The organism is Nonomuraea pusilla (assembly GCF_900109355.1).
Lineage (GTDB): Bacteria > Actinomycetota > Actinomycetes > Streptosporangiales > Streptosporangiaceae > Nonomuraea > Nonomuraea pusilla.
This window is the reverse complement of the sequence record NZ_FOBF01000001.1, coordinates 1-14405: the sequence shown is the minus strand read 5'-3', so window position 1 is coordinate 14405 and position 14405 is coordinate 1. Positions and strand designations below refer to the sequence as shown.

General features: G+C 70.1%; 11 protein-coding genes and 1 pseudogene. 7 read left to right on the top strand and 5 right to left on the bottom strand.

Annotated features, from left to right (window positions below; translation table 11 throughout):
* Positions 1 to 59: 59 nt before the first annotated feature.
* Positions 60 to 1055 (top strand): glycosyltransferase family 2 protein, encoded by a 996-nt coding sequence (locus BMX74_RS00055; protein WP_055507585.1) that lies wholly within the window; start codon positions 60 to 62, stop codon positions 1053 to 1055.
* On the opposite strand, the gene BMX74_RS00050 is transcribed toward BMX74_RS00055, so the two are convergent.
* The 3 genes from BMX74_RS00050 to BMX74_RS00040 form a co-directional block, all read right to left on the bottom strand.
* Positions 1006 to 1800 (bottom strand): GNAT family N-acetyltransferase, encoded by a 795-nt coding sequence (locus BMX74_RS00050; RefSeq protein WP_218153830.1) that lies wholly within the window; start codon positions 1798 to 1800, stop codon positions 1006 to 1008. The two genes, BMX74_RS00055 and BMX74_RS00050, sit on opposite strands and share 50 nt — an antisense overlap.
* Entirely contained in the window at positions 1800 to 2954 is a 1155-nt protein-coding gene (rffA, locus tag BMX74_RS00045; protein ID WP_256256705.1) for a dTDP-4-amino-4,6-dideoxygalactose transaminase, read from the bottom strand. The genes BMX74_RS00050 and rffA overlap by 1 nt, the downstream gene beginning before the upstream one ends.
* A gap of 99 nt (positions 2955 to 3053) precedes the next feature.
* On the bottom strand, positions 3054 to 4994 hold the full coding sequence (locus BMX74_RS00040) for a DUF4082 domain-containing protein (protein WP_055507580.1): 1941 nt from the start codon (positions 4992 to 4994) through the stop codon (positions 3054 to 3056).
* Between the two features lie 757 nt (positions 4995 to 5751).
* Between BMX74_RS00040 and BMX74_RS00035 the strand changes: the two genes are divergently transcribed.
* From BMX74_RS00035 to BMX74_RS44810, 3 genes are all read left to right on the top strand, one after another.
* Positions 5752 to 6819 (top strand): ice-binding family protein, encoded by a 1068-nt coding sequence (locus BMX74_RS00035; protein WP_177227125.1) that lies wholly within the window; start codon positions 5752 to 5754, stop codon positions 6817 to 6819.
* 114 nt (positions 6820 to 6933) lie between these two features.
* Positions 6934 to 7191, top strand: coding sequence for a transposase (locus tag BMX74_RS46545; protein WP_420538112.1), 258 nt, complete (start codon positions 6934 to 6936; stop codon positions 7189 to 7191).
* Positions 7103 to 7369, top strand: a complete 267-nt coding sequence (locus BMX74_RS44810) for a hypothetical protein (RefSeq protein ID WP_218153853.1) — start codon at positions 7103 to 7105, stop codon at positions 7367 to 7369. The genes BMX74_RS46545 and BMX74_RS44810 overlap by 89 nt, the downstream gene beginning before the upstream one ends.
* On the opposite strand, the pseudogene BMX74_RS00025 reads toward BMX74_RS44810, so the two are convergent.
* Positions 7370 to 8674 (bottom strand): annotated as a pseudogene (locus tag BMX74_RS00025) (IS256 family transposase).
* Between the two features lie 120 nt (positions 8675 to 8794).
* Here BMX74_RS00025 and BMX74_RS00020 point away from each other — a divergent pair.
* Positions 8795 to 9169 carry a hypothetical protein gene (locus tag BMX74_RS00020; protein ID WP_091097376.1) on the top strand — a complete coding sequence of 125 codons (375 nt, stop codon included), beginning with the start codon at positions 8795 to 8797 and terminating at the stop codon, positions 9167 to 9169.
* Positions 9170 to 9555: 386 nt separating this feature from the next.
* On the opposite strand, the gene BMX74_RS00015 is transcribed toward BMX74_RS00020, so the two are convergent.
* Positions 9556 to 11874 (bottom strand): hypothetical protein, encoded by a 2319-nt coding sequence (locus tag BMX74_RS00015; protein ID WP_143078496.1) that lies wholly within the window; start codon positions 11872 to 11874, stop codon positions 9556 to 9558.
* Positions 11875 to 12137: 263 nt separating this feature from the next.
* On the opposite strand from BMX74_RS00015, the gene BMX74_RS00010 reads away from it, so the two are divergent.
* Entirely contained in the window at positions 12138 to 13007 is an 870-nt protein-coding gene (locus BMX74_RS00010; protein ID WP_082535494.1) for a sulfotransferase family protein, read from the top strand.
* Positions 13008 to 13175: 168 nt separating this feature from the next.
* Positions 13176 to 14405, top strand: a 1230-nt coding sequence (locus BMX74_RS00005; protein ID WP_091097999.1) for a nucleotide sugar dehydrogenase, incomplete at its 3' end; no start/stop codon positions are given.

The window sequence follows — 14405 nt, the reverse complement described above, 5'->3', positions numbered from 1 at the left end:
GTGATGAGGCGGCACGTCACGACGATGCTACGCGTTTCGGAAGAAATATCGGGGGACTCATGTCGGTGTCGGTCGTCATTCCGTGTTACCGCTCCGCGCAGACCCTGCCGGCGCTGGTCTCCAGGCTCCTCGCGACGCTGGACGCCGCGGCCGTCCGCCACGAGGTCGTCCTCGTCGTCGACGGCAGCCCCGACGACACCTGGGCCACCGCCGCCGGCCTGGCCAGGCGCTTCCCCGAGGTCCGCGCCATCCACCTGTCGCGCAACTACGGGCAGCACAACGCGCTGATCGCCGGCATCAGGGAGGCCGCCTTCGACGTCGTCGTCACCATGGACGACGACCTGCAGCACCCGCCCGAGCAGATCCCGCTCCTGCTGGCCGCGCTCGAAGGCGACCGGCTCGACCTCGTCTACGGCATCCCGCACGAGGAGGAGCACGGCGTCCTGCGCAGCCTCGCCTCCCGTTCGGTCAAGGCGTGCATGTCCGGCGCGCTCGGCATCCGCACCGCGCGGACGATCAGCGCCTTCCGCGCCTTCCGCACCCGGCTGCGTGACGGCTTCACCGCGCTGTCCGGCCCGCACGCCTCCATCGACGTCGCGCTGTCGTGGGTGGCCGCCCGCATCGGCTCGGTCCACGTCCACATGGACGAGCGCCGCCACGGGCGCTCCAACTACACCGCCAGGCTGCTGTTCCGCCACGCCTTCAACATGCTCCTCGGCTACAGCTCGGCGCCCCTGCGCGCCGCGAGCTACCTCGGCTTCCTCGCCGGCCTCGTCGGGCTGCTGCTCGCGGCGGTCGTCCTCTGGCGCTTCGCCACCGGCGACACCACTGTGGCCGGCTTCACCTCGATCGCCTCGATGGTCGCGCTCTTCTCGTCGGCGCAGCTCATCTCCATCGGGGTCCTCGGCGAGTACGTCGGCCGGGTCCACGCCCACGGCATGGGCCGGCCGACGTACGTGGTGCGCGAGCGCGTCGGATCCCCGGCCGACCCGATCGCCGACGCCGCTAACCGGTACGCCCCTGCAGCAGCGGCGTCCGGACCAGGTGAACCGTGACGAACGTCCGCACCGGCTCGAAGCCGTACCTGGCCCAGGCGCGCTGCACGCCGGTGTTGTGCCCCTGGGTGGAGATCACGACCTCCTTCACGCCCCTGGCCAGCGCCCGCTCCTCGATCCCGCTCAGCAGGTGGGCGTAGAGCCCGCGCCCCTGGCGGCCCGGCATGACGCCGGCGAGGAGGATCTCCGTCCGCAACGGGTCGTCCTCCAGGGTGGCCAGCGCCAGCGCATCCCCGGCCTCCGCCTCGTACAGGGCCAGGCATCCGCCGGTCCCGGCCGACCTGGCGGCCCACTCCCGGTAGCCGGCGAGGGCCTGGCCGGGGTCGAACAGCGGGTTGGCCGCGTAGTGGTTGCCGTACTCGGCGAACACCGCGGCGACCAGCTCCCCCACGGCGGCGGCGTCCGCCAGGTCGCGGCAGCGCAGGCCGTCCCGCGGCTCAGGGGCCCGGCCCTCGCCCGCCCGCAGCCGCCAGTACACCAGCGAGTCCGCGAACACGGCGGTACGGCCGAGCACGGCCAGCTCCGCGAACCAGGACACCCGCTCGGCCGGGTAGCGCAGCACGATCACGTCCGCGCGGGAACCCAGGACGGCCTCGCGCACCCCGGCCCGCGAGATCCCGGGGGCCCCGGCGGGAACCGTGAGACGCTCCACCGCGCGGCCGAACCTCGCCGACTCATGCGGCGACTCCTCCAGCCGCACGCCGCCCGGCCCGGAACCGTCCTCCATCAGGTCGCGCCAGGCCATCACGCCACCCTGAACGACCTGACCGCGTCGAGCACGGCCCCAGCGTCCTGCTCCCCCAGCCCCGCGAACAGCGGCAGCCGCACCAGGCGGTCGGCCACCTGCTCCGTGACCGGGCAGCCCCCGGGAGCCGTCCTGCCGTAGCGCACGCCGGCGGGCGCGCAGTGCAGCGGCTGGTAGTGGAAGGCCGCCTGCACGCCCCGCTCCGCGAGGTGCGCGATGAACGCCTGACGGCGCTCCAGATCCGGCATGAGCAGGTAGTACAGGTGCGCCGTGTGCCGGCACCCCTCGGGCACGGCAGGCCGCGCCACGCCGTTCTCCTCCGCCCAGTCCGCGAGCCCCTCGTGGTAGGCGTACCAGACCGCGTGCCGGCTCGCCTGGATCTCCTCGAACGCCTCCAGCTGCGCGGTGAGCTGCGCGGCGAGCACGTCCGACGGCAGGTAGCTCGACCCGATGTCCATCCACCGGTACTTGTCCACCTGCCCGCGGAAGAACCGGCCCCGGTCGGTGCCCTTCTCCCTGATGATCTCGGCCCGGTCGACCAGCGCGGCGTCGTTGAGCAGCAGCGCGCCGCCCTCGCCGCACTGCACGTTCTTCGTCTGGTGGAAGCTCTGCGTGGCCATCACGCCGAACGAGCCGAGCGGACGGCCGTGGTGGAAGCCGCCCAGGCCGTGCGCGTTGTCCTCGATCACCGCCAGGCCGTGCCGCTCGGCGAGGTCACCGATGGCGTCCATCTCGCACGCGACGCCCGCGTAGTGCATCACCATGATCGCCCGCGTGCGCGGGGTGATCGCCGCCTCGACCAGCCGCTCGTCCAGGTTCAGCGTGTCCGGACGGCAGTCGGCGAAGACCGGGACCGCCCCGCGCAGCGCGCACGCGTTCGCCGCGGACATGAAGGTGAACGACGGCATCACCACCTCGTCACCCGGCCGCAGGTCGAGCAGGATCGCCGCCATCTCCAGGGCGTGGGTGCACGAGGTGGTCAACAGGACGTGCCCGGCCCCCGTGATGTCCGCGAGGAGCCGCGCGGCCCGACGCGTGAACGGGCCGTCGCCACACGTCGAGCCCTGACGTACCGCCTCGGCGAGGTAGCCGATCTCGTTCTCGGCGACGTACGTTCGGCTGAACGGGATCGTCGCCAGACTGGTTGCGCTCACGACGGCAGTGAACACCGAACCGCTCCCGCCGCCCGCGCCGGTCGCGCGTCGTTGGGACAGCCATTGCGCGATCCTTACGGTCGGCCCACGCGCCCGGGGCTACCCGGCGAAGACGACGTCCACCCAGTAGTTCGTGGCCTGGAAGCTGCTCGTGGGGAACGCCGGCGACGCGCCGTAGACGTACACGCCGTTGCCGCCCGCCTGCGCGTCCGACGGCGCCGTCAACGGCGGGTTCACCCTGCTGTTCGCGAAGTACTGCCGCGTCATCGCGTACCGCCCCGACGTCGTGTGGTACGACGCCACGTACGTCGTGCCCGCCGTGACGGGCACCGGCGAGGGCAGCTCCACCTCCTGCCACCCCGACACGGTCTCGCCCGTGGACGTCGCCGTGGCGAGCACCTGCCCCGTGTTCGACCACAGGACGACCGTGTGCGTGCCGTTGTTCGCCGGCCCCTTGTAGAACCGCAGGGCCGTCACGTTCCCGTTCGACGACGAGGTGAACCTCACCCCCACCGTCACCGGCTGCGTGTCGTTCTGCGCGGCGACGTCCGGCGTGTCGGCGCCGGTCCACAGGCTCCCCCCGGAGACGAACATGGGATTGACCCAGTAGTTCGTGGCCTGGAAGCTGCTCGTGGGGAACGTCGGCGACGCGCCGTAGGCGTACACGCCGTTGCCGCCCGCCTGCGCGTCCGACGGCGCCGTCAACGGCGGGTTCACCCTGCTGTTCGCGAAGTACTGCCGCGTGATCGAGTACCGCCCCGACGTGGTGTGGTAGGCCGCGACGTACGTCGTGCCCGCCGAGATCGTCACCGGCGCCGCGAACTGCACGTCCTGCCACCCCGACGCGGTCTCACCGGTGGACGTCGCGCTGGCCAGCAACTGCCCGGCGGTCGTCCAGAGCAGCACCGTGTGCGTGCCGGTGTTCGCCGCCCCCTTGTAGAACCTGATCCCCGTCACCAGCCCGTCCGACGACGAGGTGAACTTCGTCCCCACCGTCACCGCCTGGGGGTCGTTCTGGGAGGCGACGTTGGGGGTGTCGGAGGAGTTCCACAGGCCGCTCGTCACGAACTGGGTGATGGGCGCGGACGTGCTGGGCGCGAAGTGGATGACCTGTTCGTTGTTGAACGTGTCCCCGCCCAGATAGACGGCGGTGATGATGTGCTGGCCCGGGCTGAGGGTGGTGGTCAGCGTCGCCGGTCCCAGGCTGGAGTGGTAGCCCGTGCCGATGGCCGTGCCGCCGTCCTTGAAGACAACCTGCCCCTCGGGGGTGATGTTGGGGCTGACGGGCTGGACGACGGCGGTGAAGGTGATCTGCTCGTCGCTGTTCGCCGGGTTCGGGGCGGAGCTGAGCGTGGTGGTCGTCGCCGGCCAGTCGGGACGGGTGATGACGGTCTGGATGCCCGAGGTGGAGCCGGCGATGCCGATGGTGTTGTTCACGGCGAACACCCGGCCGATGACGCCGGCCTCGGTGTTCACCGCGATCGCGTTCTGGGCGATGGCGGTGCCGTAGAAGGTGGACTGGACGCCGAGGGTGCCGCTGCTGGACAGCTGCCAGTAGACGTTGTCCGGCTGAGCGCCGCCGACCAGGGAGATGCTGCTCACGGTGGCGGTGGTGAGATTGGCGCACTTGAAGATGAACAGGGCGTCCGGGTTGGCCTGCGCGTCCAGGACGAGCTGGCCGTTGATCTGGAAGTCCCCGCTGGTGGAGGCGTACACGCCGGGGGTCAGGGTGAGCCCTCCGAGCTGGGGCGCGATGGTGGCCGTGGGGGTGCGGCCGGCCAGGTTGTTGTAGGCGGCGACGATGTCGGCCTTGGCGGTGGCGGCCGTCGAGTCGCCCGCGTGGATGGTGCCGTGGACCGTGCCGGGCGGGAACCCGGTCACGATCGTCCCCGGGCTCACCCCGAGGTCTCCGGTGACGGTGGTCTGGTTGCTGTTGGTGACGGCGCTTCCGCCGAAGACGGCGAACGGCGCGGCGTTTCCGATGAGCGTGGGCATGGGCTGCGCTCCCGTGGTGTCGGGCGTCGCGACGACGACGCCCATCGCGAGGAGAGCCGCCAGGGCCGCCGCCGGCCAGCGCCGGCGGGCGCGCCGAGGAGCCCGTGCCGCGCCCTGCCCCAGCCCGCCCCCGGGAGGGCACCCTGGCCCCGCCGCGTTCGCGGTCGCGCCCCTGTGAGGGCCGTCTGGCTCCACCACCGGTGGTGCCCCGTTCGGTTTCGCGACCGAGCCGCTCGGCCCCGCCGTGGGCGGTGCCGGGGTCGCGGTCGTGGCCGGGCCGGCTGGTTGTTCGGGCGCGTCGCGATGGAACATCGACATGCGACACAACTCCTTTGATTACGCGCAGAGCCCGTACAGTCGAGACCAGGCGGGCGGGATACCGATCAGTCCATGTCGCCAGATTCTTCACGAAATAGCGCGAAAAATCGTGAGATGACGCCGTTCGCCGCGGAGAGGCATCGAGGCATGCACCGCTACGTACGCCCCGAACGGTAACAAGCACGAACCCTTTGGCGATCATTAAAGACCTCGGCCGATTGCGCGTTTGACCGGGACTTTACGCGCACCCCTCCCCAACACCTACTATCCGAACAGCCTTAACCTTGAAATCGGATCACTCCGAATAAGCGGAACTAACGCCTTTTATCCGCTTAGCGATCGGCACCATGTTTTACCTAAAGAGTGGGCGACCCCTGTTCCCCGCACCCCGTCCGCCGTGCAGGCCGACCCTAAACTCAGCGTCTCGATCGGCATGCTCGACAGCGCCATCGACCACCCACGACGGACACAAAAGGGTTATCGCATGATAAACACCCATTTCCGGCGCCAGATCTTCTCCAGTACGTCCTTCCGGCTGACCGCGCTGGCGACCGTTGTCCTCGCCACCACCGCGACCGTCTGGCCCGAGGGGAAGGCCGCCAAGGCGCCGCCGGTGAGCATCGGCGCCGCCGAGCCGTTCGCCGTCTTCGGCGGCACCGCCGTCACCAACACCGACCCCACCCTCGTGATGGGCGACCTCGGGGTGAGCCCCGGCGACGTGGTGGAAGGCTTCCCGCCGGGCAGGGTCACGGGGACCATCCACGCCGGCGACGCCACCGCCGCCACCGCCAAGGCCGACATCGTCGCCGCGTACGACGACCTCGCCGGCCGCGCCCCCACCGCGACCATCGCGCCCCAGCTCGGAGGCGTCACCCTGACCCCCGGCGTGTACGCCTCCACCACCGGCGACTTCCGCCTGAACGGCCGCCTCGTCCTCGACGCCCAGACCGACCCTGACGCCCTGTTCATCTTCCAGGCCGGCGACCTCACCACCGACAGGGTGAGCAGCATCGACCTCGTCGGCGGAGCGCAGACCAAGAACGTCTACTGGCAGATCTCCGGCAGCGGCGCCCTCGGCCCGCAGTCCACCTTCTACGGCACCGCCATCGCCCGCAACGCCATCGCGGTCGCCGCCCAGGCCGTCGCGCAGGGGCACCTGTTCGCCCTCAACAACACCGTCGGCACCGTCGGCTCGCTCCCCACCCCGAGCATGACCATCGTCCGGCTGCCCAACGAGCCGCCGACGACCACGACCCTCACCTCAAGCCCCAACCCGGCCACCAGCGCCCAGCCCATCACGTTCACGGCCAGGGTCGCGGCGGTCAGCGGCAGCGTCAAGCCGACCGGCACCGTGGTGTTCAAGGAGGGCTCGACCGTCCTCGGCACCGCCTACCACGACATCGACACCCCGGCCAGGCTGACCATCAAGCTCCCGCCGGGCGAGCACCGCGTCGTCGCCGTCTTCATCGGCGGCCTCACCTTCAACCACGAGGAGCCCATCGACTTCGCACCGAGCACCTCCGCCCCACTCACCCAAACAGTCACCGCCTAACAAAAACGAAGGGGCCGTCCCCCCGCCCCGGCCCCTCCGAACCTGCCCGACCTGAAAAGGGGGGGCGACCTTGCAGGTCCGAGCCCCGTGGACCGGGGCAAGCCGGGTTCCGAGATGCATGTCCTGTCCGACCGGTCCGGGCTGCCCGTCGTGGTCGGTGTCTCATCTGGCAACACCCACGACAGCCAGGGCCTCAAGCCCATGGTGACCGAGCTCCAAACGAGACGGGATCCTCGCCACGGTAGGTGCGGCAAGCCCGGGAAGCTCCACGCGGACAAGGCGTATGACCGCGATGACTTGCGCCGATGGCTGCGGGCAGGCGCATCGCCGTCCGGATCGCGCGCAAGGGAGTCGGGTCCAGCCAGCGTTTAGGCCGGCATCGCTGGTGATCGAGCGGACCATGTCCTGGCTGACCGGCTATCGCCGGCTCACCATCCGCTACGAACGCTACTCCGGCAACTACCTGGCCTTTCTCGGCCTCGCTGCCGCGCTGTGCTGCTACGAGTTCATCGGGTGTGTCCAGTCAACGGTGTATCTCGATCTTGATTAGTTATCGGCTGGCCGGGGCCAAGCGGCCTTCGAAGGTGATGGCGAACGCGTTCAAAGCCGCTTTCCAGCGGGTGATCCAGCGTTTGCGGCCCTTGCCCGGTCGGGTCCAGGCTCATGATCGCCATGTAGACGCACTTGAGCGCGGCCTGCTCGTTCGGGAAGCGGCCGCGGGCCTTGACCGCCCGCCGGATCCGGGCGTTGACCGACTCGATGGCGTTGGCCGAGCAGATCACCCGGCGGATCTCGACATCGAAGTGGAGGAAGGGCACGAATTCGGCCCAGGCGTCCTCCCACGACTTCACGATGGCCGGATACCTGCCGCCCCACGTCTCAGCGAACTCCATGAACCGCTCCAGCGCCGCGGCCTCGGTCGGCGCGGTGCAGACGGGCCTGAGCCCCTCGGCGACGGCGTCCCAGTGCCGGCGGGCGGCGTACCGGAAGGAGGAGCGCAGCAGGTGAACGACGCACGTCTGCACGACGCGGCCTTCGGCCAGACCTGCTCGATGGCCTGCGGCAGCCCCTTGAGGCCGTCGCAGACCACCATCAGCGCATCACCGGCGCCGCGGTTCTTGATCTCGGTCAGCACGTGCAGCCAGAACTTGGCCCCTTCGCCGCCGTCGCCTGCCCACAACCCCAGGATGTCCCGTTCGCCGTCGACCGTGACGGCCGGCGCGACGTAGACGGGCCGGTTGGCCACCTGGCCGTCGCGCAGCTTCACGTGGATCGCGTCGATGAAGATGACCGGGTAGACGGCATCGAGCGGCCGGTTCTGCCACTCGGCCATGCCGTCCAGGACCTTGTCGGTGATGGTGGAGATGGTCTGCCTGGACACCTCCGCACCGTAGACCTCGGCCAGATGCGCCGAGATCTCGCCGATGGTCAGCCCCTTGCCGGCCAGAGAGATGACCATCTCATCCACCCCGGACAGCCGCCGCTGCCGCTTGCGCACGATCTTCGGCTCGAAGCTGCCGTCCCGATCACGCGGCACGCTGATCTCGACCGGCCCGACGTCGGTGAGCACGGTCTTGGACCGGCTGCCGTTACGGCTGTTACCCGTCTCACCCCCGCCCCGCTGGTGCTTGTCGTAGCCGAGATGGTCGGTGATCTCACCTTCGAGAGCGGACTCCAGCACCAGTGTGGTCAGCCGGCCCAGCAGCCCGTTCTCGCCGACCAGTTCCACGCCGTCGGCGCGGGCCTGCTCGACCAGCCGGGCGACCAGCTCCCTGTCGGAGTCCTTGGGCTCTGTACGCGCCACGGCGGCGTCCTCCAGGTCGATCTCTGTCGATGCCTGGATCACAGTACTCATCAGTGCGTTCTCCTTGATCAGGAGTTACACCGTTGTTCTTACACTCCCGCGTCCAGGTAGGCGCGTGATCGATGTCAGGATAAGGACAACTGGCCACCACGAGCTGATCGGAGGCGACGATTGACACCGCACAACCCTCCCGACGACCAGCGAACGATCACGGCCCGGCAGCGCCTCGTGCTGGTCACCGTGGCCAGCGTTGGTGCCCTCGCCATGCTTTTGATCATCTTCGTCGGCCTCATCGAGATCGGCTGGGCCGGGATGTGCGGTGGCGACACCTGTGTCGGAGGGTGGCACGTCAACCTCCTGAAGGCGGCACTCGTCCTGCCTCCCATCACCGCCCTACTCTTCGCTTATCTCTGCTCGTTCTCCAGAACGGGAATCGTCGGCAGGCTGCTCAAAACCCAAGTTCTGGCCTTCTCGGCGGCGGTGATCGTATGGGTCTTCTCTGCGGGGGCCCTCCGCTACATCGAGGACCTCGCTCTCTTCAGATGACCCTCGCGCCCAAAGGCCGCCCCTCCAGCCCTTGAGATCCCTTGCCGCGTCGGCGACAGGGCCTTGATCTGCTCTTGCTCGCTACTGTTCGTCGAGCTGCAGGACGGCCGACGTCAACGGCCGGTGCTGTCAGCCGCTGCTGATATGAGCCCATCATCCCCCACCTAAGGGGCAGGCCCTCCCAGACCCGCCCAAGCGCCTCGCCCCCCGACCTCCTGGACCTGCCCCACCTCGATCCCGGCCGCTCCCAGCAGGCTTGCGCGAGCTTCGGCCCGCCTCTCATGCCCCCTTCTGAGCTCGCCGCGTCCGCGCATCGCTCCCACCGCCGTGCGGCCGGGCTCGGGGTGGTCAGCCCCGGGCCGGGGGGTTCGGGGGCGTCGCGGTGGTCAGCGGGGTCGCAGCTCGTAGACCGCGTAGTCCCCCTCGCGGAACCGCGCCGTCGCGAGCACGCCCAGCCTCGCCGCCGCCTCCGGGATCGGCCTCTCGGCGACCAGCCAGCGCACCCCGTACCCGTCCCGCAGCAGCCGCAGCGCCTCCGCCGTCGGCTTGGTGAAGACCTGCCCGTTCAGCCGGAACAGCTCCGCGTCCCAGAACGGCACGTGCTCGGGCAGCAGCCCCGGCCCCGCCTGGTCGTGGTTCCTCGCCGTGTACGCCCAGCCCTCGACGAGCATCCGCCGCTCCGACAGCGCCGACAGCCAGAAGTGGCGGCTGTCGCAGACGTCCGGGTACTCCCACCGGCAGTGCGCGTTGGTGGCGACCAGGTCGTCCGGCAGCGAGTGGTCGCGCAGCCACCGCCCCGCGGCGAGCGTCCCCTGGGGCACCTGCTCGGGCGACGGGTGGCTCACCTCCTGCGCCTCGCCCCCCGGCACTCTCGACAGGAGGAGCTGGGCCCGCGCCTGCCACGCCGACGGCATGCCCGCGCTCGCGACCAGCACGATCACGCACGCCCACGCCTGGACGACCCGGCGCGCCAGCACGGCCGCCGCCGCGGCCACGCCGGCGACGCCCAGCAGCGCGGCGTACGGCAGGTACAGCGCCGCCTCGGGCCGGCCGGGCGCGAGCGGCAGCTCCACCCCGCACAGGACACGGATGAGGTACGCCACCAGCAGCCCCCCGGCGACGGCGCAGCCGAGCGCCCAGCGCGGCGTCCGCTCCCGCCGCGTCACCACGACCAGCCCGTACGCCGCCAGCACCGCCAGGTACGGGTAGACCGCCTGCAGGAAGTAGCCCTGGCCCAGGTGCGGATGCCCCAGCAGGAGAATGCCGCCGAAACCCGCCGCCGACATGCCGAGCAGGAGCGCCACGGCGGGCTGGAGCAGCACCCGCGGCCGGCTCAGCAGGCCGAACACGCCCGCCCAGGTGACCAGCCAGCACGCCAGGAAGACCAGCGTGATCCCGGCGAGCGCGCCCCTGGTCGCCGGCCCGTCCCCCGGCGTGAGGTCGGCCCACGTCCGGCTCATGAGCGCGAGCGGCTCCACGGCCATCCCCTGCTTGGCGCCGCCGAACAGCACCACCTGCGCATAGCAGAAGCACGCCGCCGCCATGCCGAGCACGGCCGGCACCGGCCAGGAGATCCTCCGCCGTGCGACCACCGTCACCGCGGCGACGGCGAGCAGCCCGGCGATGAGCAGCGGCAGGTACGTCGCCTTCGCCCCCATCACGCCGACCAGGAAGACGGCCAGCAGCAGCCACCGCCCCCGGCTGAGACGCCCCTGCTCGAACAGGTCCACGAGCAGCAGGACGACCGGCGCGAACAGCACCGCGCCGAACGTCTGCGTGGGGCCGGTGAACGGCGTGTGCTGGACCCCGGTCCACACCAGCAGCCCGTTGGCGTTGGGGTGCAGGCTGGGGATGGCCACGAACACCGAGCCCGCGATGGACAGCAGCGCCCCCACGTGCGAGCCGGTGACCCGCCGGCCGATCACGCCCACCAGCACGGCGAACGCGACGAGCATCGGCAGCGGGCCGAGCCTGAACAGCAGCACCACCGGCTCCAGCCCGGTGATCCAGCTGGACGCCGCGAAGTGTGCGTACACGAACCAGTGGTAGAGCAGCGGCTCGCCTGCGACGAGCGGCACCGTGGGCGGCATGTGGTGCTTCAGCTCGCCCACCAGCGCGAGGTGGTACGGCATCTCGAAGTGCGCCGTGCCCATGTCGGGCCAGGTCAGCGGGTTGGACCTGAAGAACGTGACCGCGCTCCACGCCGCCAGGTACACGACCGTCACGGCGAGCGCCCACGACCACCAGGCGGGGACGTCCCGGCGGGGCGGCGTGCGCCAGTGCCGCCGCAGCCGGGGCACCGCCAGGAACAGCGCGTACGTGGCGATCGGCCAGGCCACCACCAGCAGCGGCACGCCGGCGGCCCGCGCCGCGATGTAGGCGAGCACCTCCAGGACGTAGCCGAGCACCAGGCCGAGCGCGAGCTCCTCCACCAGCGTGAGAGCGCCCCGGTAGCACGCCCGCACCAGCAGCACGCCGGGCAGCGCCACCGCCAGCGCCAGGTACCCGGCGAACACCGCCATGTCGGGCAGCGCGACGCCGTACCTCCCGAGGACGGCCGCCACGCCGGCCACGGCGACGAACGCGGGCAGCCGGCGCGAGAGGTGCCGCCACATCGGCCCCCGGCGCGCGGGCCCGGGATCTCCCTCCGGCGGGGCGAGGGTGGCGACCGCGGAGGCCCCCATCGAAGCAGGCGTCATATCCATGCGGAAAAGCCTGGTGAATACGGGCTCAATGGCGGATTCACCCGCCCCGGCGACGGCGATATCCTTGCCTTTTCTTTATGTTGCGCCACCGCCCGCACGGCGGTTCACAGAATGGCCGGGCCTTTTCCCGCACGCTGAACGCCCGCACGGAGAGCGACACTTCCGACCGTACGCACCATATCCCATGCCCCTACTCACAGGTGCGTTACTGTGGACCGGCGGGACGGGCGCCGTTGACGCGCCCCCAAAGCTAGGAGCCCCACATGCTGAATTTCCTGATCGGTAGCGGACGCTGTGGATCCACCCTGCTCTACGAAGTCCTGGCCCGCCATTCGCAGGTTGGTTTCATCTCAAATTTGGACGAACGCCTGCCATTTGCACCGAACTTCATCAGGCGGCTCGGCAGCAGGCTCTACCGCTGCACGCCAGGCGACTTCCCCGCCAAACGCGTGCGCCCCTGCGAGGGCCAGCGGGTGCTCAGCAAGGAGGTCTCGCCCCTGGTCGTCGACTCCTTCCGCGACCTCATGGCCGCCGACGTCACCCCGTGGCTGGCCCAGGGCATGCGCAGGTTCTTCGAGGAACGCGCCGTGGCCGAGGGCGTGGAGCACTACCTCCACAAGTTCACCGGCTGGCCGCGCGCGCTCTTCCTCCACGAGATCTTCCCCGAGGCGCGCTTCGTCCACATCGTCCGCGACGGCCGCGCCGTGGCCAACTCCTGGCTGCAGATGACCTGGTGGCGGGGCCACCTCGGGCACTCGGGCTGGCACTTCGGCCCCCTGCCCGAGGTCTACCGGCAGGAGTGGGAGGACGCCGGGCGCTCGATGGTCCACCTCGCCGGCATCGGGTGGAAGACCCTGATGGACGCGTTCACGTTCGCCCGCCGGAGCATCCCGTCCCACCTGTGGATGGAGGTGCGTTACGAGGACCTCATCGCCGACCCGCGCAAGCAGATCGACGTCATCCTCGAATTCCTCGGCCTTCCGTGGACGGCCGACTTCGAGCGGCGCTTCGCCCGCTACACGTTCTCCGTTTCCAGAACCGACGCCTTCCGCCGCAATCTCACCCCCGACCAGCTCGCGCTGCTGAACCGTTCCCTCGCCGACCACCTCCACGCTTTCGGCTACAGCGCATAGCGGTCATCCTTTTTCTTTTCCGGCACACCCTGAACCGTCCGGTTTCCCCCTTCTGTGAGCCGTTCCCGCTGCCCGGCGACACGCGGGATCGGGGGCGGGTCTACGGCGAACGACCATCCGACTTCTACAGTCAGCCGTATCTCCTCTCAAGCGGATGGGGGTCCTGATATGAGAGAGAAATTGGTGGTCGTCGGACAGGGGTATGTGGGCCTGCCCCTGGCGATGGCAGCCGTTGACGCCGGCTTCGACGTCGTGGGGATCGACGTGGACGACTGGCGCGTCAAACGGTTGAACGCCGGAGAGTCGTACGTCGAAGACATCCCCGACGAGCAGGTGGCGGCCGCCGGCAGGAGCGGGCGTTACCTCGCCAGCACCGACTACGCCGACGCCGAAGGCTTCGACCTCTGCGTGATCACCGTTCCGACGCCGCTGTGCGAAGGCGCCCCTGACCTCCGCCACATCGCCGCCGCGGGACGGTCCATCGCCCCGCTGATCCGGCCGGGCGCCACCGTCATCCTGGAATCCACCACCTACCCCGGCACCACGGAGGAGTACCTGCTCCCCCTGCTGGAGGAGGGGTCCGAGCTCAGCGCGCCCGACGACTTCCACCTCGGCTACAGCCCCGAACGCATCGACCCGGGCAACGAGCGCTGGAACCTCGGGAACACGCCGAAAGTCGTGTCCGGCATCGACGAGCGGTCGCTCAAGCGCGTCCAGGGCTTCTACGAGCGGATCGTCCAGGAGGTCGTCCCGGTCTCGTCGCCCAAGAGCGCCGAGCTGTGCAAGCTCCTGGAGAACACCTTCAGGCACGTCAACATCGCCCTTGTCAACGAGCTGGGCATCTTCGCGCACCAGCTCGGCATCGACGTCTGGGAGGCCATCGACGCGGCCGCGACGAAGCCGTTCGGCTACATGCGCTTCGTCCCCGGGCCCGGCGTCGGCGGGCACTGCCTGCCCATCGACCCGTCGTACCTGTCGTGGAGCATCAAGCGGGGGCTGGGACACAACTTCCGGTTCGTGGAGCTGGCCAACGACATCAACCGAAGCATGCCCGACCAGGTGGTGCACCGCGTCGGCCTGGCGCTGAACGAGCACGGCAAGGCCATCAAGGGCAGCAGGCTGCTTCTCCTCGGGCTGTCGTACAAGAAGAACGTGGGCGACTGCCGCGAGTCTCCCGCGCTGGAGGTGGCCGCTGCGTTCGCCAAGCTCGGCGCGCGCGTACGCGCCGCCGACCCGTACGTCAGGGACCTCCGGCTCCCCCACGGCGTCGACCTGGTCGAAGCCACCTCGCACGAGCTGGCCGCCGCGGACGCCGTGGTGGTCCTCACCGACCACGACTGCTTCGACTACCACCTGGCCGAACAGGTATGCACCTTCATCTTCGACACCCGCAACCGC

Excerpts from the sequence above, each read along its gene's own strand:
- BMX74_RS00055 (WP_055507585.1), top strand. The coding sequence starts at position 60 with ATGTCGGTGTCGGTCGTCATTCCGTGTTACCGCTCCGCGCAGACCCTG.
- BMX74_RS00050 (WP_218153830.1), bottom strand. The coding sequence starts at position 1,800 with ATGGCCTGGCGCGACCTGATGGAGGACGGTTCCGGGCCGGGCGGCGTG.
- BMX74_RS00040 (WP_055507580.1), bottom strand. The coding sequence starts at position 4,994 with ATGGGCGTCGTCGTCGCGACGCCCGACACCACGGGAGCGCAGCCCATG.
- BMX74_RS00035 (WP_177227125.1), top strand. The coding sequence starts at position 5,752 with ATGATAAACACCCATTTCCGGCGCCAGATCTTCTCCAGTACGTCCTTC.
- BMX74_RS46545 (WP_420538112.1), top strand. The coding sequence starts at position 6,934 with ATGCATGTCCTGTCCGACCGGTCCGGGCTGCCCGTCGTGGTCGGTGTC.
- BMX74_RS44810 (WP_218153853.1), top strand. The coding sequence starts at position 7,103 with ATGACCGCGATGACTTGCGCCGATGGCTGCGGGCAGGCGCATCGCCGT.
- BMX74_RS00015 (WP_143078496.1), bottom strand. The coding sequence starts at position 11,874 with ATGGATATGACGCCTGCTTCGATGGGGGCCTCCGCGGTCGCCACCCTC.
- BMX74_RS00010 (WP_082535494.1), top strand. The coding sequence starts at position 12,138 with ATGCTGAATTTCCTGATCGGTAGCGGACGCTGTGGATCCACCCTGCTC.